The following is a 22,245-nucleotide window of genomic DNA, read 5'->3' on the forward strand; positions in this document are numbered from 1 at the left end:
TTTTTATTTTTACTACAGTTTTTAGTGTTAACCTGAGATGTTTTTAGTTTTATCGAGCAACTTCTAGGAAGTCCGAAAAGCATATATATGCAAGATTTTCTTCATACACATGGTGATAAACATGGCGCGCATCGTCCTGACGACGGACGAAACCCTGACGAGCACGTACCGGGACGTGCCGTTGCTCGATTTTCTGGGCTGTGCTCCCTACGATAAACTGCCGAAGTGGGTCTTTCGCTTCTTCGACGCCCAGCTACCGGATGAGGACGGCATTCTAAGCCAGGCCCCCTACGGACTAAGGAAGGTTGAATCAGCCCTGCTGAGGGACGGGTTCAGCAGGGATGAAGTAGTGGTCGCCCACCCGCGGGCGGTGGAGCGGTTCATTGACGAGAAAACCACGATAGTTGCCCTTTACGAGATGGACCCCCTCGGCCTCGGGCCGGTCAGCATGATGTTCACGAACGGTTCCCAGTGGAGGAACTACACGAGCGTCAAGTTCAGGGAGCTGGTAGAGAGAATAAACCGGATTCGGGAGTCGAAGGGGCTGAAGTTCAGGCTCGTCGTTGGCGGGCCCGGCGCATGGCAACTCGAATTCAGAAGGGAAGAGCGGGAGAAACTCAGAATAGACCACGTTGTGATGGGTGAGGTTGATCACGTAGCGGGCGAAATCTTCAGGGACATAGAGAGCGGAAGTGCCGACGAGACAATCCTAGTAAGGAGCTGGCCGAAAGTGGAGCAGATACCGACGATAGTCGCCCCGTCCTACAAGGGGCTTGTCGAGGTAATGAGGGGCTGCGGCAGGGGGTGCCGCTTCTGCGAGCCCAACCTGAGGGTGGCCCGGCATATACCCATCGAGAAGATTGAAGAGGAGATAAGGCTCAACGTGAACGCTGGAATAGACCACGCCTGGTTACACAGCGAGGACGTATTCCTTTACAAAGTGGAGGACAGGAAGAACTTCTATCCAAACGCAGAGGCCGTTGTGGAGCTCTTTGAGGTCGCGAGGAAGTACACTAAGAACGTGAACCCGACCCATGGCTCGGTGGCAGGGGCCCTGGCGGCCCCGGGCATGATAGAGCGGATCTCTGAGATAGTAGATGCCGGGCCGAACCACTGGGTGGGCATACAGGTGGGCTTCGAGACGGCCTCGCCCGAGCTGATAGGCAGGTACATGAACAACAAGATGAAGCCCTTCTCGCCCGAGGAGTGGCCCTGGGTTCTGCTCAATGGGACTTATATCTTCAACAAGAACTACTGGTTCCCGGCTTACACCACGATCCTCGGCCTCCCGGGGGATAGCGATGAACACGAGATAATGACGGCCCGCCTCATAGTCACGATGGAGAAGGAACTTGGGGAAAAGCTCGGCAACAGGGCGCACTTCACGGTCACACCCCTGGCTTTCGTGCCCATGGGCCTCCTAAAGGATCAGGAGTTCTACAAAATCGACGACATGATTACCTACGGCCAGTTCCTCCACCTTTACTACGCCTGGAAGCACATGATGCGGGAGGTAACCCTGGGACTGCCGGCGGTGATGAAGAACAACCCGTTCCTGATACCGTTTTACCCCCTGGCCAGAATGGGGACGAGGATCGTAATAAGGCAGATCAAGAAGTGGGGCAAAAGTAAAGGCTACGAGGTCAAGAATCTGGAGCCGCTGGAAGGCCTGAGGATCGAGGTTGAGGAGCGGAGGTGGTATTCAAAGCTCACCCTGGCGGAGGCCTATTGAACCTCTATCTCCTCGTATTTTTTCTTCATCAGGAGTGCATCGCCTTCTATGTTTGGGCTCTCGCTTATGACTACTCCCTTGACCCTGAACTCCTTGAGAACCCCCAGCAGGTCTTCCCATTTCATGTCGCTCTCCTGCAGGTTGAGGTGCCTTTTTTCGCCCTTGTCGGTGTATTCTATGCCAGAAACGTGAATGTGCATGCTGTCCAAGGCCTCCCTTCCGAGCCTGTCCTCTATGATGACCAGCATCCCGTGCCATTCCTCAGTTGAATTACACTTGCCTTTGTTCCTCGCGTGGGCGTGGGCGAAGTCTATCGTCGGGAGAACCATCTCAAGCTCCTCGCTCAGCTTGACTATCTCCTCTAAATCGCCGAACTGTGTCGGCTTTCCCGTCAGCTCGGGCCTTATCCACACTTTGACCCCTTTGTCCATAAGCTCTTTTTCGATGTCCCTGAGGGCCTCTAAGATTCTCTGGTAAACGCTCTCCTTCGGCTGCTTGAGGTAGTAACCAGCGTGGAAGACAACGCTCCAGCCGCCCGCTTCATGGAGCAGCTCGGCGCTCTGGATTATCCTGCTCTTGCTCGTCTCGACCTTTGCCTTCTCTGCCGCGCTGAGGTTGATGTAGTAGGGAGCGTGAGCGGTAAGAAGGACGTCGTTCTTTTTGGCAACGTACTTCACCTTCTTTGCGAGCTCGGGGCTTAGGTTAACTCCCCTGACGAACTCGAGCTCCATGGCGTCCAAACCGAGGTTCCTCACGTGTGTTATACCATCAATCGTTGAGCGCTTTGGCGTTGAGAGAGGAATCCCGGCCGTTCCGAAGCGCAGCCTGTCAACCTTGAACATGCCCACCACCCACTTACCTACCGCTCGATCTTTTCACCAAAAACCTCCTCAAGAACCCGGAGTTCCCTTTCCAGTTCATCCTCGATCGAGGAAAGACGGTTGCGGAGTTTCCGGAGCTCATACTCAATCTTTTTGATCTCCTCTTCGGTTGCCTTGAGTGATTCCTCCCTGGCAGCCACGGATTTCCTGGCCGATTCAAGCCGGGAGCCGATGAGAGCGATCTGTTTTTCTATTTCCGCCATCTCCTGAACCTTGTCTGGGAGGTTCTGGAGCAACCAGTCCGCGGCTTTCTTGGCTTCCCTATCGAGGGAAGGGTAAACCTTCCTGACCAGTTCCATGAACTCCTCCGGCCTCTGGAGGATATAGGAGGTATCCTCTATGAACGGGGCAGCCTCCGGAATGCGCATCCTCTTCAGGGGTTTCTGGAGCTTTGAAGCCTTTGAGCGCGCCTCCGTCTGGAGGGTTCTCAGCTTCACCTCAAGGGCGTTCTTTTCCTTAACTAACCCATCCAGTTCAGGAGATTCGGAGGATTTTCCACTTTCAAGCTCTTTCTTCAGCAGAGAGAGCTCGCCGAGTCTTTGCTCCATACTGGAGATCTCCTTCCCGACCTTCTCCATTTCCGAGATAAGCCTGGCAACGTCAAGATCCGGAAGCCTTTTCTCCCGGATTTTCAGGGAGTACTCCCCATAGATTTCCCCGAGCTCCTTTAAGAGGCCGTTAACGCGGTAGATATCCTTCTCGAAGAGAACTATGAGGTATCTTCCGTGCCCAACGTGGAGTTTGGAGATCTCCCCTAACTTCAGTTCAAGCTCTTCCATGGATGTAATGCCGCCGAGGATTCTCCTGAGAGTTGACACGTAGGCGTCCCTCTCCCTCAGGGCCACCCTGAGCAGGTGGGGGTCAACATCCTTTGGCGGCTCTTTTTTCTCAAGCTCACCCAGGACGCGCAGGATCTCTTCGATTATCTCACTCGCCTGGTTGAAGTATTCACTCCTCAACCTCTCAAGCTCGGCTTCACGTTGTTTCCTGAGCAACTCGTAACTCTTGATCGCCTGCTCCAGTTTCAATCTCACCACCACTCGCCCAGTGTATGAAATACCTCCTGATAAACGTTGAGGCTATCACGCTGAAGATAACGTCCACAACCGCCGCCGAGATCTCGAGGATAGTTGCGAGGGAGTGGAAGTTTATTATGGATAGGGCGTAGCGGCCCGTAATGTCTACTATTATCCAGAACGCCGGAAGGATAAGAATTCCCGCTACACTGTACCATATGTGGGAGGTTTTTCTCAGGTATGCCTGCACAATGCGGCCCGCGAGGATCACGGCTATACCAATGATGATAGTGGTGTTTATGGAGTGAACGTAGAGTATTAGCTTGATTAGACCCGGAGGAGGCACTTCGCCGAGCAGCTGCTGGGCATAGGCGTCGATGTTAACGTAGGCGTTTATCATGCCCGCAATGATTATGAGCAGGCCTGAAACTCCGAATATCACCTGGACGAACTCATTGACAAGGGCCCTGAAGACCTGAATCCTGAATCCCTTGGTAAAGGCATAGCCGCCTATGAAGAGGAGAATGACGCCAGCGACGACGTTTGAGATTATGTCCATGCTCTGGGGATAGCTGACAGAGAGGAGCTTCCCCACACCGTAGAGGAGGAATATCAGGCCGGGAATTCCAAAGAAAACCCTGGCTGCCTCGGGATCGCTCAGGATCTCCTTAAGATAGCGGTAGATAACGTAATAGGTAGTCTCGATCGTCTCGTTCTGCTTTACAACGACCCTTCTGGAGCTCACGATGGGCAGCCGGGAAGACAAAATCGGGAACACCTGCTCATCCTCGGCCCCGTCGGTCACCGGTATGAGACCTTCCGCTGGAAATTTCCCCAGAACCTCCTCAAGCTGCCTGGCAAGCTCCAGATCACTCTTAATACCAACGTCCGGATGGCCGGTTATCAGGGCAACCTCGACGTCTTCAAATTCACCGCTCTTCTTGAGCTCATCGTAGAGCTTGACGGCGGCATAAACGACGTTGGCATCGCTATCCTCGGGATCGGCAAGGCTCAGCTTCAGGGCGGCATCTATACATTTACCCTTGCCAATAACCGGACCCTTAACACCGGCCTTCTTGCCGAAGTCATCATCCCTATCGATGGCCAGCACAAGAACCTTCATCACTATCCCCCGTGAACCTTCTCCATTACAGACCTAACTTTGTCCTCCATCCTGACGGACCTGTCCCTCCTGTCGTCAATCCGTACAGTTGTTGATACCCTCTGTGCCCCCAGCTTGAACATCAGCTCGTGCGCCTCTTTTATTATCTCGAACGCCTCCTCGACCGTTGGAACCTCAATTATAGTTGACATGGGTGTCAGCTGATATTTAATCCCCCTGGTGCCTAAAAGCTTTACTATCTCCGCTACGTAGCGGCTGAGGCTCTTTTCACCAAGAGGAACTACGACGAACTCAACGATGACCAATTTCGACACCCGACTTAACTACTTTCGGCGCATTTTAAACCTTGCGGTAAGTTAACCTAATAAGCCGGCCGGACAAACTTCAGCCAGGTGGTGCGCGTGTACAGGATAAAGGATGAATGGGGTGAGTTTTTGGTAAAGCTCGCGAGGAGGGCAGTGGAAGAGTACGTAAGGCACGGCACAACGATAAAGCCTCCCAGGGACACACCAGCAGAGCTGTGGGAGAAGATGGGCGTCTTTGTCACGCTTAACAGGCAAGACGTCCCGCCCCAGATGGCCCTTCGTGGTTGCATAGGTTTTCCCTTACCAATTTACCCCCTGGTTGAGGCTACGATAAAAGCGGCCATCTACGCGGCAGTTGACGACCCGCGCTTTCCCCCGGTGAGGGAGAGCGAGCTGGACGACATCGTCGTTGAGGTGAGCGTCCTCACACCGCCGGAACCCATTGAAGGCCCGCCCGAGGAGAGGCCGGAGAAGATAAAGGTCGGCAGGGACGGGTTACTCATCGAGAAGGGCATCTACTCGGGTTTACTGCTCCCGCAGGTGCCCATTGAATGGGGCTGGGACGAGGAGGAGTTTTTAGCACAGACCTGCTGGAAAGCGGGCCTGCCGCCCGACTGCTGGCTCGATGAGGACACAAAGGTCTACCGCTTTACCGCGGAGATATTCGAGGAAGAATACCCGATGGGGCCGGTGAGGAGGAAGCCGCTGGTTTAAAAAATAAAGTCTGGGATGGGAACTTAAATTCCAGAGTCTCCCCGGGCTTCCACAACCCGTCCGTACCTGAGCCTGTAGGTAACGTCCGCAACGCGGATTAGCTCGGGGTCGTGAGTTGAGACGACGATAGTTTTTCCTTTCTCCCTAAGGCCCTCCAGGACTTCTAAGATTTTTTTCGATGATTCCTCGTCTAGATAAGCCGTAGGTTCGTCCAGGATGACAACGGAAGGATCCTTTGAGAGGGACATGACTATAGAGGCCCTCTTCAGTTCGCCGCCGCTTACTTCAGATGGCTTCTTTGACAGGAGTTTCTTGATACCGAGCTGTTCAGCCAGTGAATAGGCCAGTTCCCTATGCCTTTCGTCCAGCTTACCCGAGGAATTCAGGACGAGCTCGATGTTCTCCCACAGGGTGAGCTGGGAGACGAAGAGAGGGTGCTGGAAGGAAATTCCGATCTCCCGCCTGAGGTCCAGTAGCTCTTTCCTGAGCATTTTGTAGGGGTCTTTTCCGTTGTAGTTCACCCTGCCTTCAGTCGGCTGGAGGAGCGTCCCAACGGCCTTCAGCAGGGTCGTCTTTCCGGAACCGCTCGGGCCGAACACTACCGTTATTTTTCCCGGAATAAAGGAGCCGTTAAAATCCATAAGTGCAGTGGCCCGGTTTTCCCCGGCTCCATACCTGACAGTGAGGTTTTCACAGACAATATTCCATCCCTCGGACAAATTTCACACCTCCCTTGCCTTCCAGAGTAAAAAGGCTAAAGTAAAGGACGAGACCGACTAAAAGGCCCAGTAGGGGCACGAGGCCAATTAACACTAATTTCCGCTCACGAACCCCATCGACGCGAAGGAGTGACCGTCCAGGATCATTGAAAGTGGAGCATAGGTCAGGGCCAGCACGGGCAGAAGGACTGGAACCAGGGACAACAGCGGCTCCTCTCCATAGCACGCCACGAGTTCAGTGCCTTCCCATCTTCGCTATGAAAAAGCTGTTGCAGTCGTGCCTGTGGGTCCAAGCGCGGAAGACCTTGTCCCCAACCTCGAGGAATCCCCTGTCGCCCCAGCTGAAGTCGTAGGGAACAAGCTCAAGCCCAACTCTATCGATGGCAAAGAGCACGTTCTCCTCGTTTTCGTCGATCCTGATTGAGCAGGTGGAGTATGTCATCTCGCCGCCGTCGCGGAGGTTCTCATAGGCATTCCTCAGCATGTTCCTCTGAACGCTGATTATTCTCCCGATCTTCTCCTCGCTGAAGTGCCACTTAACCTCGGGGAACTGGCGGTAGGTTCCGGAGCTTGAGCAGGGCGCGTCGAGGATTATTTTGTCGAACCCCTCTTTATCCCTGAAGCTCTGGCCGTCGGCATGGACCAGTCTGACGTTTTCAATTCCCAAAAGCTTCATCTTCTCCTTCATCCTCATCAGCCTGTCGTAGGAATAATCCACAGCCACTATCTCGCCCCTGTTCTCCATCAGCGCCGCCGCGTGGAACGTCTTTGAACCCGGGGCGGCAGCTAAATCGAGAACCCTTTCCCCTGGTTCTGGAGCCAAAACGTGGGCAACGTAGGCGCTTGCCAAATCCTGAATCACGAACTTCCCCTGTTTGTACCAGTCGAGCCTGGTAACCGGGGTTTCGTATTCAAGAACCTTCAAAACGTCGGGAACAGGAGTTAAGGCAGTTCTAACGCCGTTTTCCTCAAGATACGCCCTCAGCGAGTCAACGTCCGTCTTCAGCGTGTTGGCCCTGACGTAGTAGCGCTGGGGTTTGTTGTTGCTGAGGAGAAGCCTCACAGCCTCTTCGTAGCCGAAAAGCTCTATTGCGTACTCCACGTACCAGCGCGGATGGGAGAAGCGGACGCTCAGCCACTCTATCCTGTCCTTCTCCTTGAGCCTCTCCAGGGCTTTCTCCACATCGAACTTTTCTATCGAGTGCATCAGCGCGTTGACGAATTTGGCACGCGAGAAATCGAACTTTTCTTTGACCACGCGGATTATCGAATCGGTGGCTATCGCGGGTGGAACCTTCCGGAAGTGTATCTCAAAGGTTCCTATGCGAAGGAGGTTCGCCAGGTAGGGATCGAGGTCTTCAACGGTCGAGCCCTTCAGAACCGAGTTGATTATAAAATCTATCTTCGCCCGCCACTTCTCTATCTCGAAGACGTACGCATGCGCCAGACCCCTCGCCTTCTCGCGGTCTTTTCCAGTGACCCGCCTGAAGACCCTCTCAAGCGCGTGCTTGGAAGACATCTCGTGCTCCCTGACGAGTATCAGCGCGTCCGCCACCACTTCCTGAAAGCTCACGCGGTAAAACAGCTCCATGGGCAGGACTTTGATGGGAGGTTTAAAAATGTGATGCATCTGGAACTGCTGCAAAAACGATAAATATCCGCGTGAGAAGGGTGTATAGTGGTGCCAATGGGAATTGAAGTTGGAAAAGAGGGGATACGAATTTCACGGGAGCTCAGCGACTTGGACAGATTCGTTCTTGACGTTGTAAACCTCATGGAGAGGCATGCAAACTACGTGATAGTAAGCGGTTACGTAACCATACTCTTCGGCCGCTCGAGGGGTACTGAGGATGTAGACTTTGTAATGGAGCGAGTATCCAAAGGGAGATTCATGACCATGTGCAGGGAAGCCCTGAACGCGGGCTTTGAGTTTTTAAACCCTGAAGACTGTGAAGGCCTCTACGAAATGCTTGAAGAGGAAATGGGGATCCGGATGGTCAGAAGGGGTGAGATAATACCCAACGCGGAAATCAAGTTTCCAAAGGATAGTTTTCACGAAGAGGCCCTACGGAAGAGAATCCCCATCCGGCTGAATGACGATGTCATCTATATTTCTCCCATAGAGCTCCAAATCGCCTACAAACTTTACCTCGGGAGCGATAAGGACATAGAAGACGCCGTTTTCCTGTACGAGATGTTTAAGGACTACCTGAACCGGAGGGCTCTGGATGAGTACGCAAAGAGGCTCGGAGTTGAAGTTCCGTTCTAAACGTGACATGGAGGAGAGACTGGCCTTTATAAAGCTCTACGTGAGAAAGCTGAAGGAGAACCCGGACGAGGTGTTCAAACAGCAGGTCAAGCTCGTTAACTCCTTTCTGCAAGCCGCCAAGGATTTCCCTCTCACGAAGGAGGAGTACCTTAAGCTGAAGGGCGAGCTTGGGAAACGGCCAAAATCCTCCCGCTCTTCGCCAACTTCTTGATGTGAATCTGGCATCCTCGTGAGGTTTATTAGGATGCAGTCCTAAACTTTCCCGGTGTGTCTCATGATCCTCGATGCTGACTACATCACCGAAGACGGAAAGCCCGTCATAAGGGTCTTCAAGAAGGAGAAGGGCGAGTTTAAGATAAACTACGACAGGGACTTTGAGCCCTACATCTACGCCCTCCTGAAGGACGATTCCGCCATTGAGGACATCAAGAAGATCACCGCCGAGAGGCACGGCACCACCGTTAGAGTTACCCGGGCGGAGAGGGTGAAGAAGAAGTTCCTCGGCAGGCCGGTGGAGGTCTGGAAGCTCTACTTCACCCACCCCCAGGACGTTCCCGCGATCAGGGACAAAATCAGGGAGCATCCAGCGGTTGTTGACATCTACGAGTACGACATACCCTTCGCGAAGCGCTACCTCATAGACAAGGGCTTAATCCCTATGGAGGGGAACGAGGAGCTCAGGATGCTCGCCTTCGACATCGAGACGCTCTACCATGAGGGGGAGGAGTTTGGCGAGGGGCCTATCCTGATGATAAGCTACGCCGATGAAGAGGGGGCGCGCGTTATCACCTGGAAGAATATCGACCTCCCCTACGTGGAGAGCGTTTCTACTGAGAAAGAGATGATAAAGCGCTTTCTCAAGGTAATCCAGGAGAAGGATCCCGATGTGCTCATAACCTACAACGGCGACAACTTCGACTTTGCTTACCTCAAGAAGCGCTCAGAAACGCTCGGTGTCAAGTTCATCCTCGGAAGGGACGGGAGCGAGCCGAAAATCCAGCGCATGGGCGACCGCTTTGCAGTTGAGGTGAAGGGGAGAATACACTTCGACCTCTACCCAGTTATAAGGAGGACTATTAACCTCCCCACCTACACCCTCGAGACAGTCTACGAGGCGATTTTCGGGCAACCAAAGGAGAAGGTCTATGCGGAAGAGATAGCTCAGGCCTGGGAGAGCGGGGAAGGCTTGGAAAGGGTGGCCCGCTATTCCATGGAGGACGCAAAGGCAACTTACGAACTCGGAAAAGAGTTCTTCCCAATGGAGGCCCAGCTCTCGCGCCTCGTGGGCCAGAGCCTCTGGGATGTATCGCGCTCGAGCACAGGAAACTTAGTTGAGTGGTTTCTCCTGAGGAAGGCCTACGAGAGGAACGAGCTCGCACCAAACAAGCCGGACGAGAGGGAGTTAGCAAGGAGAGCGGAGAGCTACGCGGGTGGATATGTCAAAGAGCCCGAAAAGGGGCTGTGGGAGAACATAGTCTACCTCGATTACAAATCCCTCTACCCCTCGATAATCATCACCCACAACGTCTCCCCTGATACCCTCAACAGGGAGGGCTGTAGGGAGTACGACGTGGCACCTCAGGTGGGACACCGCTTCTGCAAGGACTTCCCGGGCTTTATCCCGAGCCTCCTCGGGGACCTTTTGGAGGAGAGGCAGAAGGTAAAGAAGAAAATGAAGGCCACGGTGGACCCGATAGAGAGGAAGCTCCTCGACTACAGGCAACGCGCCATCAAGATTCTGGCCAACAGTATTCTGCCGGATGAGTGGATCCCGCTACTCATTAATGGAAGGCTGAAATTGGTCAGAATCGGCGACTTTGTGGATAGTGCGATGAAAGAACTGAAACCCATGAAAAGGGATGAAACGGAAGTCCTTGAAGTTTCTGGAATAGGTGCGATTTCCTTCAACAGGAAAACCAAGAGATCCGAGACCATGCCCGTCAAGGCCCTCCTGCGGCACCGCTATAGTGGAAAAGTGTACGAGATAAAGCTGTCCTCGGGGAGGAAGATCAAAGTCACCGCGGGACACAGTCTCTTCACTTTCAGAGACGGAGAACTCGTTGAGACTAAGGGGGAGGAAATAAAACCTGGCGATTTCATAGCGGTTCCAGGAAGAATTAACCTCCCAGAAAGGCAGGAGAGGATAAACCTCGTGGAGATTCTCCTCGGCCTTCCTGAGGAGGAAACCGCTGACATCGTCCTGACGATCCCGGTTAAAGGACGTAAGAACTTCTTTAAAGGCATGCTGAAAACCCTTCGCTGGATTTTTGGGGAAGAGAAAAGGCCCATAACGGCCCGGAGATACCTTGAACACCTCCAAACGCTCGGCTACGTCAGGCTCGGGAAAATCGGCTATGAAATAGTTAACGAGGAAGCCCTGAGGGACTACAGAAGGCTTTACGAGACCCTAACCGGGAAAGTGAAGTACAACGGCAACAAGAGGGAATACCTTGTGCACTTCAATGACCTGAGGGATATAATACGACTCATGCCAGAGAAGGAGCTTAAGGAATGGAAAGTTGGGACCCTCAAAGGCTTCAGGATGGAGACTTCCATTGAAGTCAACGAGGACTTTGCAAAGCTCCTCGGCTATTACGTCAGCGGGGGCTATGCAGGAAAGCAGAGAAACCAGAAAAACGGGTGGAACTATTCAGTTAAGCTTTACAACAACGACCAAAACGTCCTTGACGACATGGAAACGCTCGCCTCGAAGTTCTTCGGAAAGGTGATACGCGGGAAGAATTACGTTGAGATCCCGAGGAAAATGGCCTACGTGCTCTTTGAGAGCCTTTGCGGTACTCTGGCCGAGAACAAACGGGTTCCTGAGGTTATATTCACCTCCCCCGAGAGCGTGCGCTGGGCCTTCCTCGAGGGCTGCTTTATAGGGGACGGCGACCTTCACCCGGGCAAAGGGGTTAGACTTTCCACTAAGAGCGAGGAACTGGTAAACGGTCTGGTCATCTTACTCAACTCCCTTGGAGTTTCCGCCCTCAGGATACGGTTCGAGGGCGGGGTTTACAGGGTTCTCGTCAATGAAGAGCTTCCGTTTTTAGACAACGGCAAGAAAAAGAACCCCTACGTAACTTCAAAGGAAATACTGGAAGAGGTCTTTGGAAAACGGTTCCAGAGGAACATGAGCCCAGAAAAGCTCCGGGAGAAGGTTGAAAAGGGCGAGCCTGATGCGGAAAAGGTCAAGAAGGTCGTCTGGCTCCTTGAGGGAGATATAGTGCTTGAGGGAGTTGAGGAAGTTGCAGTTGATGATTACGAGGGCTACGTCTACGACCTGAGCGTTGAAGAGAACGAGAACTTCCTGGCAGGATTTGGAATGCTGTACGCCCACAACAGTTATTACGGCTACTACGGCTACGCAAATGCCCGCTGGTACTGCAGGGAGTGCGCCGAGAGCGTTACCGCCTGGGGCAGGCAGTATATTGAAACGACAATGAGGGAAATAGAGGAGAAATTTGGCTTTAAAGTGCTTTACGCGGATAGTGTCACCGGGGACACCGAGGTAATCATCAGAAGGAACGGCAGGATCGAGTTCGTTCCAATCGAGAGACTCTTTGAGCAAGTTGATTACCGGGTTGGTGAGAAAGAATACTGCGTTCTCAGCGGTGTTGAAGCACTGACACTCGACGACAGGGGCAGACTCGTTTGGAAGAAAGTTCCGTACGTCATGAGACATAAAACGGACAAGAGAATTTACCGCGTCTGGGTGACCAACAGCTGGTACCTGAACGTTACGGAGGATCACTCGCTAATAGGTTATCTGGACGGAAAATACTCGGAGATAAGACCCGCCGATATCCCCAAAGATCCCGACATAAAGCTAATAACCCTCGCATCCCCCGGGTTGCAGGAAGTCGCGCTCAAAACTCCGTCAAGGCTCGAAGAGATAACCTATGACGGTTACGTCTATGACATTGAAGTTGAAGGGACCCACAGGTTCTTTGCCAACGGAATACTCGTTCACAACACCGACGGTTTCTTTGCCACGATTCCCGGAGCGGACGCCGAAACGGTCAAAAAGAAGACTAAAGAATTCCTGAACTACATCAACCCCAGACTGCCCGGCCTGCTCGAGCTGGAGTACGAGGGCTTCTACAGGCGCGGCTTCTTCGTGACGAAGAAGAAGTACGCGGTTATAGACGAGGAGGACAAGATAACGACGCGCGGGCTGGAAATAGTAAGGCGCGACTGGAGCGAGATTGCGAAGGAGACGCAGGCCAGGGTTCTTGAGGCGATACTCAAGCACGGTGACGTCGAAGAGGCAGTAAGGATTGTCAAGGAAGTGACGGAAAAGCTGAGTAGGTACGAGGTTCCACCGGAAAAGCTCGTCATCTACGAACAGATAACCCGCAACCTGAGGGACTACAGGGCCACGGGGCCGCACGTGGCCGTTGCAAAACGTCTCGCCGCGAGGGGGATAAAAATCCGGCCTGGAACGGTCATAAGCTACATAGTGCTCAAAGGCCCGGGAAGGGTTGGGGACAGGGCGATACCCTTCGACGAGTTCGACCCTGCAAAACACCGCTATGATGCGGAATACTACATCGAGAACCAGGTTCTTCCAGCGGTGGAGAGGATTCTGAGGGCCTTTGGTTACCGCAAAGAGGATTTGAGGTATCAGAAGACGAAGCAGGCCGGACTGGGGGCGTGGCTAAAACCGAAGACGTGACAAAGACAAATCCGCTGGAGTTTTCCTGTTGTTTAAATTTTGAAGAAAAGAGAAGGAAATCACTGCTGCGGGCAGACGTCCTTCTCAGCCGGTGGGTTCGGGTCGAGGCCCTTCCTCTGGCGTATCTGCCTGATTATGTTTACCGCGAGCTCGCCGGGAACGCGCTTGAAGCCGGCGTGCTCCGTGCTCCAGAGGGCCTTACCGCTTGTGGCACCCCTGAGGGCACCGGCGAACCCGAACATCTCCGCAACAGGGGCCTCGCCGATGATGATCATGACCTCCCCTTCCTGCTTCATGTCGATGAGCTGGCCGCGCCTCTGGTTGAGCTCCCTGCTGACGGCGCCCATGTACTCGTAGGGTATGTTGATGATGACTTTCTGGTACGGCTCGTAGAGGACAGGTCCGGCCTTCATCATGGCGCAGTGGATGGCGCCCCTTATAGCCGGGTAGATCTGAGCCGGGCCGCGGTGGACGTTGTCCTCGTGGATCTTGGCATCGTGCAGGCGGACGATGACCTTCATGACGGGCTCCTTGGCGAGCGGCCCCTCGTCCATGGCCATGTGGAAACCGTCAACAAGCAGATCCATGACCTCGTTGAGGTACTGGATACCCTTGGTGTTGTCGAAGAACATGTTGCCGTTGTAAACGTCAACAATGCCTTTGGCCATTTCGTAGTCCATGCCGAGCTCGGCCAGCTTCTTGGCGACCTCCTTCGGGTCCTTCGGCCTTCCCTCTGGGATGATACCCTCCTTGATTGCCTGGTAGATCTCATCCGGCATTGGCTCGACGGTGATGTAGAACCTGTTGTGCTTGTTCGGGGACTTTCCTTCGACGATCGGGCTCTGCTTGGTGACGCTCTCGCGGTAGACGACTATCGGCGGGGAGACTTCTACGTCGAGCTTCCACTCGTTCTTAACGCGGTAGAGCTTGACCTCGAGGTGGAGCTCGCCCATACCGCTGAGGAGGTGCTGGCCGGTCTCCTCGTCGATCTTGACGTGGAGCGTTGGATCCTCCTTGGCGAGCTGTCTGAGGGCTTCAACCAGCCTTGGAAGGTCCTTAACGTTTTTGGCCTCGATGGCAACGGTAACAACGGGCTCGCTGACGTAGCGGAGGGCCTCAAAGGGCTCGATCTGCTCGGTCGAGACGGTCTCGCCAGCTACGGCATCGCGGAGACCTGTTACTGCGACAATGTTTCCAGCGGGAATGGCTTCCATGTTGATCCTCTCCGGGCCCATGTAGATACCGACCTGCTGGATTCTGGCCTTCCTCTTGCTGTTGATGAGGTAAACCTCCTGGCCGGTCTTCACGGTACCGCTCCATACTCTGCCGGTTGCAACTTCTCCAGCGTGCTTGTCGAGGATGATCTTGGTAACCACCATGCTCATCGGGCCCTTTGGATCGCACCTGAGCATGGCCTGGCCAACGTCACTGTTTATGTTTCCCTTCCAGAGGTGCGGAATCCTGTACTTCTGGGCCTGGAGCGGGTTCGGGAGGTGCCTGACGACCATGTCGAGAACAACCACGTGGAGCGGGGCCTTCTTTTTGAGGGTCTTAATGTCACCTGCGTTGGTGAGGTCGATGACTTCTTTGAAGGAAACGCCGGTCTTCTTCATGTAGGGGACGCTGAGGGCCCAGTTGTAGTAGGCTGAACCAAAGGCTACACTACCGTCGTTAACGTTGACGAGCCACTCGTTCTTGAACTCTTCTGGAGCATACTTCTTGATGAGCCTGTTGACGTCGGTAATTATCTTGACAAAGCGCTCCTGCATCTGCTGCGGGTTGAGCTTGAGCTCCTTAATGAGACGGTCAACCTTGTTGATGAAGAGGACGGGCTTCACGTACTCCCTCAACGCCTGCCTGAGAACCGTCTCTGTCTGAGGCATCACTCCTTCAACTGCATCAACAACGATAATCGCACCGTCTATTGCACGCATGGCCCTCGTAACGTCACCACCGAAGTCTACGTGGCCAGGGGTGTCGATCAGGTTGATGAGGTAGTCGTTGCCCTCGTAATTGTGAACCATCGAGACGTTGGCCGCGTTGATGGTAATACCCCTCGCCTGCTCCTGCTCGTCGAAATCAAGCACGAGCTGCTTTCCGGCGAGTTCTTCGCTGATCATGCCAGCTCCAGCGAGCAGGTTGTCGCTCAGCGTCGTCTTACCGTGGTCAATGTGAGCGGCGATACCCATGTTCCTGATCTTTTCGGGTTGCATCATCAACTCCTTGATCTTCGCAATCATCTCTTCCCTTTTTCCCATTTACACCACCATCCCCTGATGAGCCTGTCGGCTTAACTTAAAAGGTGCGGTTATAAAGCTTTTCCCGGTGAAACCTCGGGGCGGTTGAGAAGGGCAACACCACTTAAAGGCTCTGGACAAGGCATACATTTGGCAAGAAAAATGAAAAAGCGATGGGCGGGGTTGGGACCTCAGAGAAAACCTACAAAAGCTTTTTCAGCGCGTGTTCAACGTTCTCCTTAACGTCCTTCCTCGCGTAAACACACCATCTCCAGTACACGTTTTTGAGCTCAACCAGCGACTTAACGAGGGGCGAAACCTCGCTGAGCCTGTTCAGCTCCCCGCCCACCAGCACAAAGGCGTTCCTCTCCTCGTATTTTGGCTTTGGTGGGTAATCAACGAGGGCAAGATGGGCGAACTCGTCTTCCAGAGCCCGCCTGATATGTTCCACCGTTTCAGGAGAAAGCTCACTGTTTGAGCAGAAAACCCTCTTGTAAAGCTTTCTGTTGTCTATAGCTCTGACGAGTTCCCTAACCTCGGGCCTTTCGCTGTTCCTCAGCCTCGAAGTGAGGTCTACCTCGTCCATGAGGCGTATCTCCTCAAGGCTTATGCCCTCGAGCTCCACGGCCTTTCGGAGCATGGCCTCGGCTATCTTTGCTGTGTGGTGGAAGTAAACCGTCGGGTACATCATCGCCCTCGCCAGCAGGAGGTTCTGAGCCGCCATGATCCCCTTCTCTCCAACGACGAGCATGCCCTCCCTAAAGATCAGGTTCCTAACGAGCCTCTCGAGGTCAATGACGCCGTATGCCGCTCCCGTGTAGTATGCGTCCCTTACGAGGTAGTCCATCCTGTCCGAGTCGATGTCGCCGCTGACGACGGGATGCTTGAGGAACTTGATGAGTTTTGAGACCGAGTAGTTCTCCTCGATGGCTTCCCTAATCTCTCCGTGCTTTATCAGCCAGACAGTGTTTTCCTCGTGTCTCGGAAACAGGCCTTCGAGGGTGTGCGAGAAGGGGTAGTGGCCGATGTCGTGAAGCAGGGCCGCGTAGACGGCTTCCTCTTCGATCTCCGGGTTATGGCGCCTTATCTCCCCGGCCAGGTGGAAGGTCCCAAGCGAGTGCTCGAAGCGGGTGTGTCGGGCTGAGGGATAAGCGAGGAAGGCAAAGCCGAGCTGGGTTATCCTCCTTAGCCTCTGAAACTCCGGAGTGTCCACGAGTTTTATTGCGAATTCATCGAGCTCTATGTAGCCGTGAATCGGATCGTGGACGAGCTTCATACATCTTCCAGGGCTCTGAAAGGTTAATAAACTTATCCGTGTCGTAAACACCGTGCTCGCGGATTTAGTTGTCGTTATTCCCTCCTGGCCAGGGGAGAAGAAGTCCAAAAGACCGGATAGCTCCACGTTGATGCCCTTGAAGTGCCCTTTAATCTTCCCTCACGGCGGATATGACCCAAAAATTTAAAAATGGTTGCCTGGTATAAAAAATTCTCTCGGCAGGTTTTAACCTCTGCCTCCTATCCGGGCTGATTAGTACCACCACTTGAGCAAGTTGGGATTTGAAACTTGCCATATTTAAGTCTTACTTCGGATTGGATAATAAAAGCTCGAAAAAGAATCGGAGAGCCGGTTGATGGACAGAATATCCATCGCCGGGAATGTTACATCGCTAAGTAGCGCTGGAGATGCGTTGGAGTAACCAAGTCACACGCCAAAACCATAAGAAGAAATTCAGCTAGCTCCAGGTCTCTGCGATGACGTCGTGCTTGTGGATGCTCTCGTTGCTGATGACCCTCACGTGGATTTTCCCTCTAAAGCGCTCCTTGGCCCTGGAGAATATCTCCCTCGCAACGTCCTCGACGAACTTCGGGTTTTCAAACATCTTCCGAACCACTGCGTTCTCATCCGGAGTCTTGAGGAGTGTGTAAGTTGGACTGCTGAAGGAGCTCTCAACGGTATCCACCATGTCCTCCAGGGTTATGTCCTCATCAAACGGTGCTCTAATCTCGAGCTCTCCGACGGCCCTCTGGATGTGGGTCTTTCCGTTGTTGTTGGCCATTGCGTGGGGACAGGCCGTGTTGCCTATTACCCTCACCCTGAGAACCTTCTCAAGGGAACCGTTTTCGCTTTTTATAACCCCAACTTCAACGTCGTAGGGCTCGTAGGTGGTTCTTCCGCTGGCAGGGGTTGTCCGGGGGAGTATGAGATGGGTTTTTATCCAGATCTCGGCCCGTTTGTGGGGATGCTTCTCCTCGAGCCTCTCTATGACACTTCTCCCAAGCTCCTCCAGGGAGGTGTGCGTTCTGAGCACTTCCTCTTCAACGGCCTCTCCCATGGCCTCGGTTATGCTCTCAACCAATCTGCTCATGTGGATGCCCTTTTTCTCCGCCGGAAGGTCTATCGTTACCTCTATAATGGGCAAAAATGTGTATTCTTTTCCCTTCCACCGTACCTTGGCTACGGTGCGCAGGTTTGTTATTCCAACCCGTTCGAGCGGCTCCCTGATTTCCGGGACTTCTTCTTGGGTCTCTACCATCATTCCCTCACCTCCTTTCCATTTATTTCCTGGTTTTTAAACCTCCCGATGAGCACAGGTCGAGGATGAAGTACCTCAGGTTTTCAGCGGTTTCTTCGTCAAGCAACACGGAGTTCTTTCTCGGCATTACCTCGCTTCCTATGGCGGAGAGCTCATAGCCAAAAATCCCGACCTTTGTTCCGTCAAAGAACTCAAAGGTATCCCCCGGTTTAGCCTCGAACAGGTTTGGAATCCAGTGGTTGTAAACCCCCTCCAGGCGGGGATAAATAAGGAGCACGGGGACTTTTCCCGCTCCCTTGTACTCGCCCACCAGTCTTGAATAGGTGTATGCCTGGTAGAGTTCTTCGCTCTTTCTCACAAGCTTTCTATGATAGCGGTTCTCCCCGCCATGGTAGACGTAGAGGTCTCTGTACTTGACATCCACAACGCACGCGCCTTCCCTTGTGCTTACGACGATATCCGGGAGGGGGTTGCCCATCATAAAGAGCGCCCTATAGCGGGCTTCCACGTCCTTTGCGTTCTTTATCACGTGGGGAAGCTGAACCTGAAACCTGACCTCGGCGTCTTTACCGAGGGCCGTTTTGAGAGTTCTGTAAACAAGCGTCTCAAACAGCTCGTCCATCCTTATGAACGTCCCAGGGAGAAACCTTCTCGAGCGGTCGAACTTCAGACCGGAGTAGATAGCAAGGGCCAACCGGAAGGCCGTCCTGAACCGCTCGTTGAGGTGATTGAACGAGACCTTCCCAAAGTCGCTCTCCCGTGGCTCTCCAACCTCCCTGAAGAGATCAAGCAGCATTCCCCCCAATTTTCTCGTCTCGCTCAGGCGGGTGAACTTGACGGTGACTTCCAAGGCTCCCTTTAGGATCCTGTTGAGGGGGTTGTCCTCAAGGAGGATGGAGTATCTGAGGGGAAGTTCCTCCTTCCATGGGGGCCTTCTGGCCAGTTTGTTCACCAGAATCCTGCCCCTCACGGTTTGAGAGTGCTCTTCCAGCTCCCCGTATTCGTAGTAAAGCCCCTTTGAAAGGACCTTTGAGAGCATTAAAACGTAAAGGTACTTGAAAAGTTCGTCAAAGGAGTTTTGGGAGCCGTATTCGAGGGCGAGCGTCTTTATGTCCTCGCTATCAAGGCCCATCTGATAGTGCATGTTTAGGAGGTGGAGGAAGAAAAAGAGCGAGCGGCCCTCTTCCCTGTCGTACCTGAAGGGTTTGGGTAGCACCTGGATCAGTGTTATCCCCTCTCTGTCCATGTAATATGCGAAGCCAACGCTCCCGTGGGCCCTAAGATGGTACTCGTCCCTTCTTAGGTCGTATTCCACTGTAAACACGGGATTTTCCCCACCGTAGATGAAATTAACGGCCTCCGCGAATTTCATGAGCTCCTTCTCGTTCACGTCTATCCCAAGCCCCCTGAGCTCCCTCAGCGATTTTCTTTCAAACTCGTAGAGGGTTACGATTCTAATGTCTCTCATTTTTCGTTCACCAGCTTCTGGAGGGCGTCTATGAACTCGTCATCGTCCATCTCGACTATCCTGCCCTTTTCATCTATGAACGTGAAGCCGGGTAAGGAGCGCCGAATTGTCTCCCAGTCGTTGTAGAAGTACTCCTGCAGCAGGGGCAGTATCTTGTAGTAGAAGACGTCTTTGAGGGCTCTGACTCTCTCCTCCCCTCCGGCCTGCAGGACTTCCCTGAAGTACCCATGCCCTATTGTGTAGTCCTTCCCGCGCTCATCTTCGATAACCTTGTTGAGGACGGAGAGCAGACGCTGAAGGTTAACCCCGCCAACCTCAACGTTTCCGAGTTCCTCCGGTTTGGGAAGGAGCTCAATGAACGCGAAGCGCCTCCTGAGGGCCATGTCGAGAAAGGCTATGCTCCTATCAGTGGAGTTCATTGTGCCTATTATGTAAAGGTTTGGGGGAAGGGCAAAGGGCTCCCTCGAGTAGGGAAGGGTTATCACCGTGCTGTATTCCCTCCCGAGCCTTTTATCTGGATCGAGAAGGGTTATGACCTCCCCGAGTATCCTTGAAATGTTTCCTCTGTTTATTTCGTCCACTATCAGGTAGAACCTGCCCTTTGGCTTGAAATCCTTTTTTCCGCTCATGAGGTATTCGAGAACCCTCTTTTTCTTTGTCTGGTAATCAGCGTCCCGTTTATCCCCTTCGATGCCGTGGAAGATGGCCTCGATTGCAAGCCTCTTTAGTATTCCGTCTTCAATTGCGTAGAGCAGTTTTCCGTCCTTTTCCACGGGCCTGAAGCCCTCGATGAAGTCCTCGTAGCTGTAAGACTGGTGGAAGGTTATTATCTCGACTTTATCCGCTCCCCTGGCAAGGTCAAGTGCCAGTTTTGTCTTCCCCGTTCCCGGTGGGCCATAGAGTATAAGTCCACCAAACCTGTCAAGTATCTCCCTGAGACCGGCCGTCTGGTCGTAAGGCTCTTCTCTCTCAGGAGATGTTTCCGTTGGGACGTGGGAGTACAGATAGTTTGAATCCGGCCTTACGTAGTAGTAGAACCTTCCGCTGGCGCTTATCCTTCCGGAAGATTTCCCAAACAGAAGAACGCTTCCATTCCTTGAAATTCCGGAGAACCTCGGGTCAACGGCTTCTGGGTTATACCTCCCGAAAAACGTTCTCTCTGCTATGTCTTCGAGCTTGATGACGTTTCTTTCCAAGATGTCTTCGTAACTAACGAAGCCCCCGTAGAGGTAGCCCCCGAACTGGCCGAAAAGGAGGAAAAGGCCCTTCTCTGTGAACCTCGCGAAGACCAGCTCGCCGGGGAGGGAAACAATCTTGACTTTCTTGGGGGTGAGCACGTAGAGTTCCTTCCCGAGTTTTGTTCCGAGGATGCCTGTGGGTTCTCCGTCCATAAGGGTTATGTCCCCTATTGCACTCCTGGTCGGTGGCGCTGGAGAGTGGGCGGAGACAACCTCGACACCGTCCCAGAACTCAACGGGGGAATAATACGGGTGCGGAGGATATGAAATCTTTCCGATCCTCAGGACGGGAGTTTCCCTTGCAGGCTCTTTGAATGTGTGCAGGATGTAAATCTCATCTTCGGTATCTCTGATGGCATGGAAAAACGCGTATCCACTCTGAACTTTGGGGACGAAAACCGCACTTATCTCCGCTGGGGTGCTGAAATCGAGCTTCATATCGCCGAATACAACGAATCGTTCCATTGTTGTAAAGCTCACATATATCGGCGGCCTTGAGAAAGTTACCCGGCGGAAGTTTTCCCTGGGATTCTCCCCCCGGATGGGGTAAACTACTATTTCACCCGTGCCACACTTCGTAAAAATAGCTACGTTTTCAATGCCCGGGAACACCACGACGTCCTCTTGACAGAGTATCCCAATTCCACTTTTCCATCCGGGAAGCGGGTTCCCTTCTTTATCGAAAAGGTGTAGAAAACGGGAATCGTAGTCGTCCCGAATCACCATCGAGATGTATTCGCCGTTTTCGGAGATTTTCATGTCCTCTATAAAATAACCAACGTTGCTTTCCTCGTATTCTTCCCTCAGGCTTTCGGCTATTTTTTTAGCGGTGTTTTCCATTGGCTCAAATCTCCCCATAACAACCACCGCGTTACCTTATGCGAGCAACATATAACGATGTTTACCCAGGAAAATACCGGGTTTTTCAATGTTCTCCCCGGCAATTGAGGTTTACAAGGTAGTAAACGGTTCTCAGGGGTATCCCAAGTCTTTCGCTGATTTCCCTCATAGGGGTACCCCTCTTCGTCATCTCGATGACTTTTTCCACTATCCTCTCGTCGTACTTCTTGGGTCTTCCCCTGGGAAATCTCTCGGGCACGAGCTCCACGCCGAGCTGAGAAAGGGCGCTTATTATCCTTCTGGAGACCTTTGGATAGAGGCTGGGCGGACAGCTGATTCTCCTAACGCCAGGGGCCCTCTCAAGGATGTGAACAACTATCTCCTTCGTCGGGCGGAGGTTTATGTAGACCTCGGTAACGTTCTCGTTAAGGCTTTTATCGAGCTTCCTGAGGAGTTCACCGTTGTTTTTGGCCTTGACCTCCACCCTCATC

At 53.1% G+C, this 22,245-nt stretch carries 18 protein-coding genes; 5 read left to right on the plus strand and 13 right to left on the minus strand.

Going from position 1 to position 22,245, the window contains the following annotated elements; translation table 11 throughout:
- The first annotated feature begins 121 nt into the window (after nt 1-121).
- The gene (locus ACZ47M_RS06610) at nt 122-1,732 is read left to right on the plus strand and encodes a B12-binding domain-containing radical SAM protein (protein ID WP_315342677.1); all 1,611 of its coding nucleotides are present in this window, start codon (nt 122-124) and stop codon (nt 1,730-1,732) included.
- Here ACZ47M_RS06610 and ACZ47M_RS06615 read toward each other — a convergent pair.
- The 4 genes from ACZ47M_RS06615 to ACZ47M_RS06630 are packed head-to-tail and all read right to left on the minus strand — an operon-like array spanning nt 1,726 to nt 5,057.
- Nucleotides 1,726-2,574 carry a deoxyribonuclease IV gene (locus tag ACZ47M_RS06615; RefSeq protein WP_315342675.1) on the minus strand — a complete coding sequence of 283 codons (849 nt, stop codon included), beginning with the start codon at nt 2,572-2,574 and terminating at the stop codon, nt 1,726-1,728. The genes ACZ47M_RS06610 and ACZ47M_RS06615 overlap by 7 nt on opposite strands.
- Before the next feature lie 17 nt (nt 2,575-2,591).
- Nucleotides 2,592-3,647 carry a DNA repair protein Rad50 gene (locus ACZ47M_RS06620; protein WP_464883386.1) on the minus strand — a complete coding sequence of 352 codons (1,056 nt, stop codon included), beginning with the start codon at nt 3,645-3,647 and terminating at the stop codon, nt 2,592-2,594.
- Nucleotides 3,589-4,752, minus strand: coding sequence for a DUF373 family protein (locus tag ACZ47M_RS06625; RefSeq protein WP_315342595.1), 1,164 nt, complete (start codon nt 4,750-4,752; stop codon nt 3,589-3,591). Before ACZ47M_RS06625 ends, ACZ47M_RS06620 begins: the two co-directional genes overlap by 59 nt.
- 2 nt (nt 4,753-4,754) lie before the next feature.
- Nucleotides 4,755-5,057, minus strand: a complete 303-nt coding sequence (locus ACZ47M_RS06630) for an MTH1187 family thiamine-binding protein (protein WP_315342673.1) — start codon at nt 5,055-5,057, stop codon at nt 4,755-4,757.
- 96 nt (nt 5,058-5,153) lie between these two features.
- Between ACZ47M_RS06630 and ACZ47M_RS06635 the strand changes: the two genes are divergently transcribed.
- Nucleotides 5,154-5,771: a TIGR00296 family protein gene (locus ACZ47M_RS06635; RefSeq protein ID WP_315342671.1), complete on the plus strand. Its 618-nt coding sequence runs from the start codon at nt 5,154-5,156 to the stop codon at nt 5,769-5,771.
- A 23-nt stretch (nt 5,772-5,794) separates the two neighbouring features.
- On the opposite strand, the gene ACZ47M_RS06640 is transcribed toward ACZ47M_RS06635, so the two are convergent.
- The 3 genes from ACZ47M_RS06640 to ACZ47M_RS06650 all read right to left on the minus strand — a co-directional run bounded on the left by ACZ47M_RS06640 (nt 5,795) and on the right by ACZ47M_RS06650 (nt 8,081).
- Entirely contained in the window at nt 5,795-6,490 is a 696-nt protein-coding gene (locus ACZ47M_RS06640; protein WP_315342593.1) for an ATP-binding cassette domain-containing protein, read from the minus strand.
- Between the two features lie 93 nt (nt 6,491-6,583).
- The gene (locus ACZ47M_RS06645) at nt 6,584-6,721 is read right to left on the minus strand and encodes a hypothetical protein (protein WP_315342591.1); all 138 of its coding nucleotides are present in this window, start codon (nt 6,719-6,721) and stop codon (nt 6,584-6,586) included.
- A 4-nt stretch (nt 6,722-6,725) separates the two neighbouring features.
- Nucleotides 6,726-8,081: an RsmB/NOP family class I SAM-dependent RNA methyltransferase gene (locus ACZ47M_RS06650; protein ID WP_315342589.1), complete on the minus strand. Its 1,356-nt coding sequence runs from the start codon at nt 8,079-8,081 to the stop codon at nt 6,726-6,728.
- 96 nt (nt 8,082-8,177) lie between these two features.
- Between ACZ47M_RS06650 and ACZ47M_RS06655 the strand changes: the two genes are divergently transcribed.
- The 3 genes from ACZ47M_RS06655 (at nt 8,178) to ACZ47M_RS06665 (ending at nt 13,437) form a co-directional block, all read left to right on the plus strand.
- Entirely contained in the window at nt 8,178-8,759 is a 582-nt protein-coding gene (locus ACZ47M_RS06655; RefSeq protein WP_315342669.1) for a hypothetical protein, read from the plus strand.
- Entirely contained in the window at nt 8,743-8,970 is a 228-nt protein-coding gene (locus tag ACZ47M_RS06660) for a hypothetical protein (protein WP_315342587.1), read from the plus strand. The genes ACZ47M_RS06655 and ACZ47M_RS06660 overlap by 17 nt, the downstream gene beginning before the upstream one ends.
- A 63-nt stretch (nt 8,971-9,033) precedes the next feature.
- On the plus strand, nt 9,034-13,437 hold the full coding sequence (locus tag ACZ47M_RS06665; RefSeq protein WP_315342667.1) for a DNA polymerase domain-containing protein: 4,404 nt from the start codon (nt 9,034-9,036) through the stop codon (nt 13,435-13,437).
- Between the two features lie 59 nt (nt 13,438-13,496).
- On the opposite strand, the gene ACZ47M_RS06670 is transcribed toward ACZ47M_RS06665, so the two are convergent.
- The 6 genes from ACZ47M_RS06670 to ACZ47M_RS06695 form a co-directional block, all read right to left on the minus strand.
- Nucleotides 13,497-15,695 (minus strand): elongation factor EF-2, encoded by a 2,199-nt coding sequence (locus ACZ47M_RS06670; RefSeq protein WP_315342585.1) that lies wholly within the window; start codon nt 15,693-15,695, stop codon nt 13,497-13,499.
- Between the two features lie 181 nt (nt 15,696-15,876).
- A complete protein-coding gene (locus tag ACZ47M_RS06675; RefSeq protein ID WP_315342584.1) occupies nt 15,877-16,950 on the minus strand; it encodes an HD domain-containing protein in 1,074 nt (357 codons plus the stop codon).
- A gap of 457 nt (nt 16,951-17,407) precedes the next feature.
- The gene (locus tag ACZ47M_RS06680; protein ID WP_315342583.1) at nt 17,408-18,211 is read right to left on the minus strand and encodes a GTP cyclohydrolase IV; all 804 of its coding nucleotides are present in this window, start codon (nt 18,209-18,211) and stop codon (nt 17,408-17,410) included.
- Between the two features lie 19 nt (nt 18,212-18,230).
- Nucleotides 18,231-19,676, minus strand: coding sequence for a 5-methylcytosine restriction system specificity protein McrC (locus ACZ47M_RS06685; protein ID WP_315342581.1), 1,446 nt, complete (start codon nt 19,674-19,676; stop codon nt 18,231-18,233).
- On the minus strand, nt 19,673-21,772 hold the full coding sequence (locus ACZ47M_RS06690) for an McrB family protein (RefSeq protein WP_315342580.1): 2,100 nt from the start codon (nt 21,770-21,772) through the stop codon (nt 19,673-19,675). The genes ACZ47M_RS06685 and ACZ47M_RS06690 overlap by 4 nt, the downstream gene beginning before the upstream one ends.
- A gap of 67 nt (nt 21,773-21,839) precedes the next feature.
- Nucleotides 21,840-22,244: a DUF1699 family protein gene (locus tag ACZ47M_RS06695; RefSeq protein ID WP_315342579.1), complete on the minus strand. Its 405-nt coding sequence runs from the start codon at nt 22,242-22,244 to the stop codon at nt 21,840-21,842.
- Nucleotide 22,245 lies beyond the last annotated feature (1 nt).

It is taken from the genome of Thermococcus waiotapuensis (genome assembly GCF_055384795.1).

What these genes read in the sequence shown, in the direction of transcription:
- ACZ47M_RS06650 (WP_315342589.1), bottom strand. Translation starts at nt 8,081, where the DNA reads ATGGAGCTGTTTTACCGCGTGAGCTTTCAGGAAGTGGTGGCGGACGCG.
- ACZ47M_RS06625 (WP_315342595.1), bottom strand. Translation starts at nt 4,752, where the DNA reads ATGAAGGTTCTTGTGCTGGCCATCGATAGGGATGATGACTTCGGCAAG.
- ACZ47M_RS06695 (WP_315342579.1), bottom strand. Translation starts at nt 22,244, where the DNA reads ATGAGGGTGGAGGTCAAGGCCAAAAACAACGGTGAACTCCTCAGGAAG.
- ACZ47M_RS06675 (WP_315342584.1), bottom strand. Translation starts at nt 16,950, where the DNA reads ATGAAGCTCGTCCACGATCCGATTCACGGCTACATAGAGCTCGATGAA.
- ACZ47M_RS06655 (WP_315342669.1), top strand. Translation starts at nt 8,178, where the DNA reads ATGGGAATTGAAGTTGGAAAAGAGGGGATACGAATTTCACGGGAGCTC.
- ACZ47M_RS06690 (WP_315342580.1), bottom strand. Translation starts at nt 21,772, where the DNA reads ATGGGGAGATTTGAGCCAATGGAAAACACCGCTAAAAAAATAGCCGAA.
- ACZ47M_RS06665 (WP_315342667.1), top strand. Translation starts at nt 9,034, where the DNA reads ATGATCCTCGATGCTGACTACATCACCGAAGACGGAAAGCCCGTCATA.
- ACZ47M_RS06680 (WP_315342583.1), bottom strand. Translation starts at nt 18,211, where the DNA reads ATGATGGTAGAGACCCAAGAAGAAGTCCCGGAAATCAGGGAGCCGCTC.
- ACZ47M_RS06610 (WP_315342677.1), top strand. Translation starts at nt 122, where the DNA reads ATGGCGCGCATCGTCCTGACGACGGACGAAACCCTGACGAGCACGTAC.
- ACZ47M_RS06685 (WP_315342581.1), bottom strand. Translation starts at nt 19,676, where the DNA reads ATGAGAGACATTAGAATCGTAACCCTCTACGAGTTTGAAAGAAAATCG.
- ACZ47M_RS06670 (WP_315342585.1), bottom strand. Translation starts at nt 15,695, where the DNA reads ATGGGAAAAAGGGAAGAGATGATTGCGAAGATCAAGGAGTTGATGATG.
- ACZ47M_RS06615 (WP_315342675.1), bottom strand. Translation starts at nt 2,574, where the DNA reads ATGTTCAAGGTTGACAGGCTGCGCTTCGGAACGGCCGGGATTCCTCTC.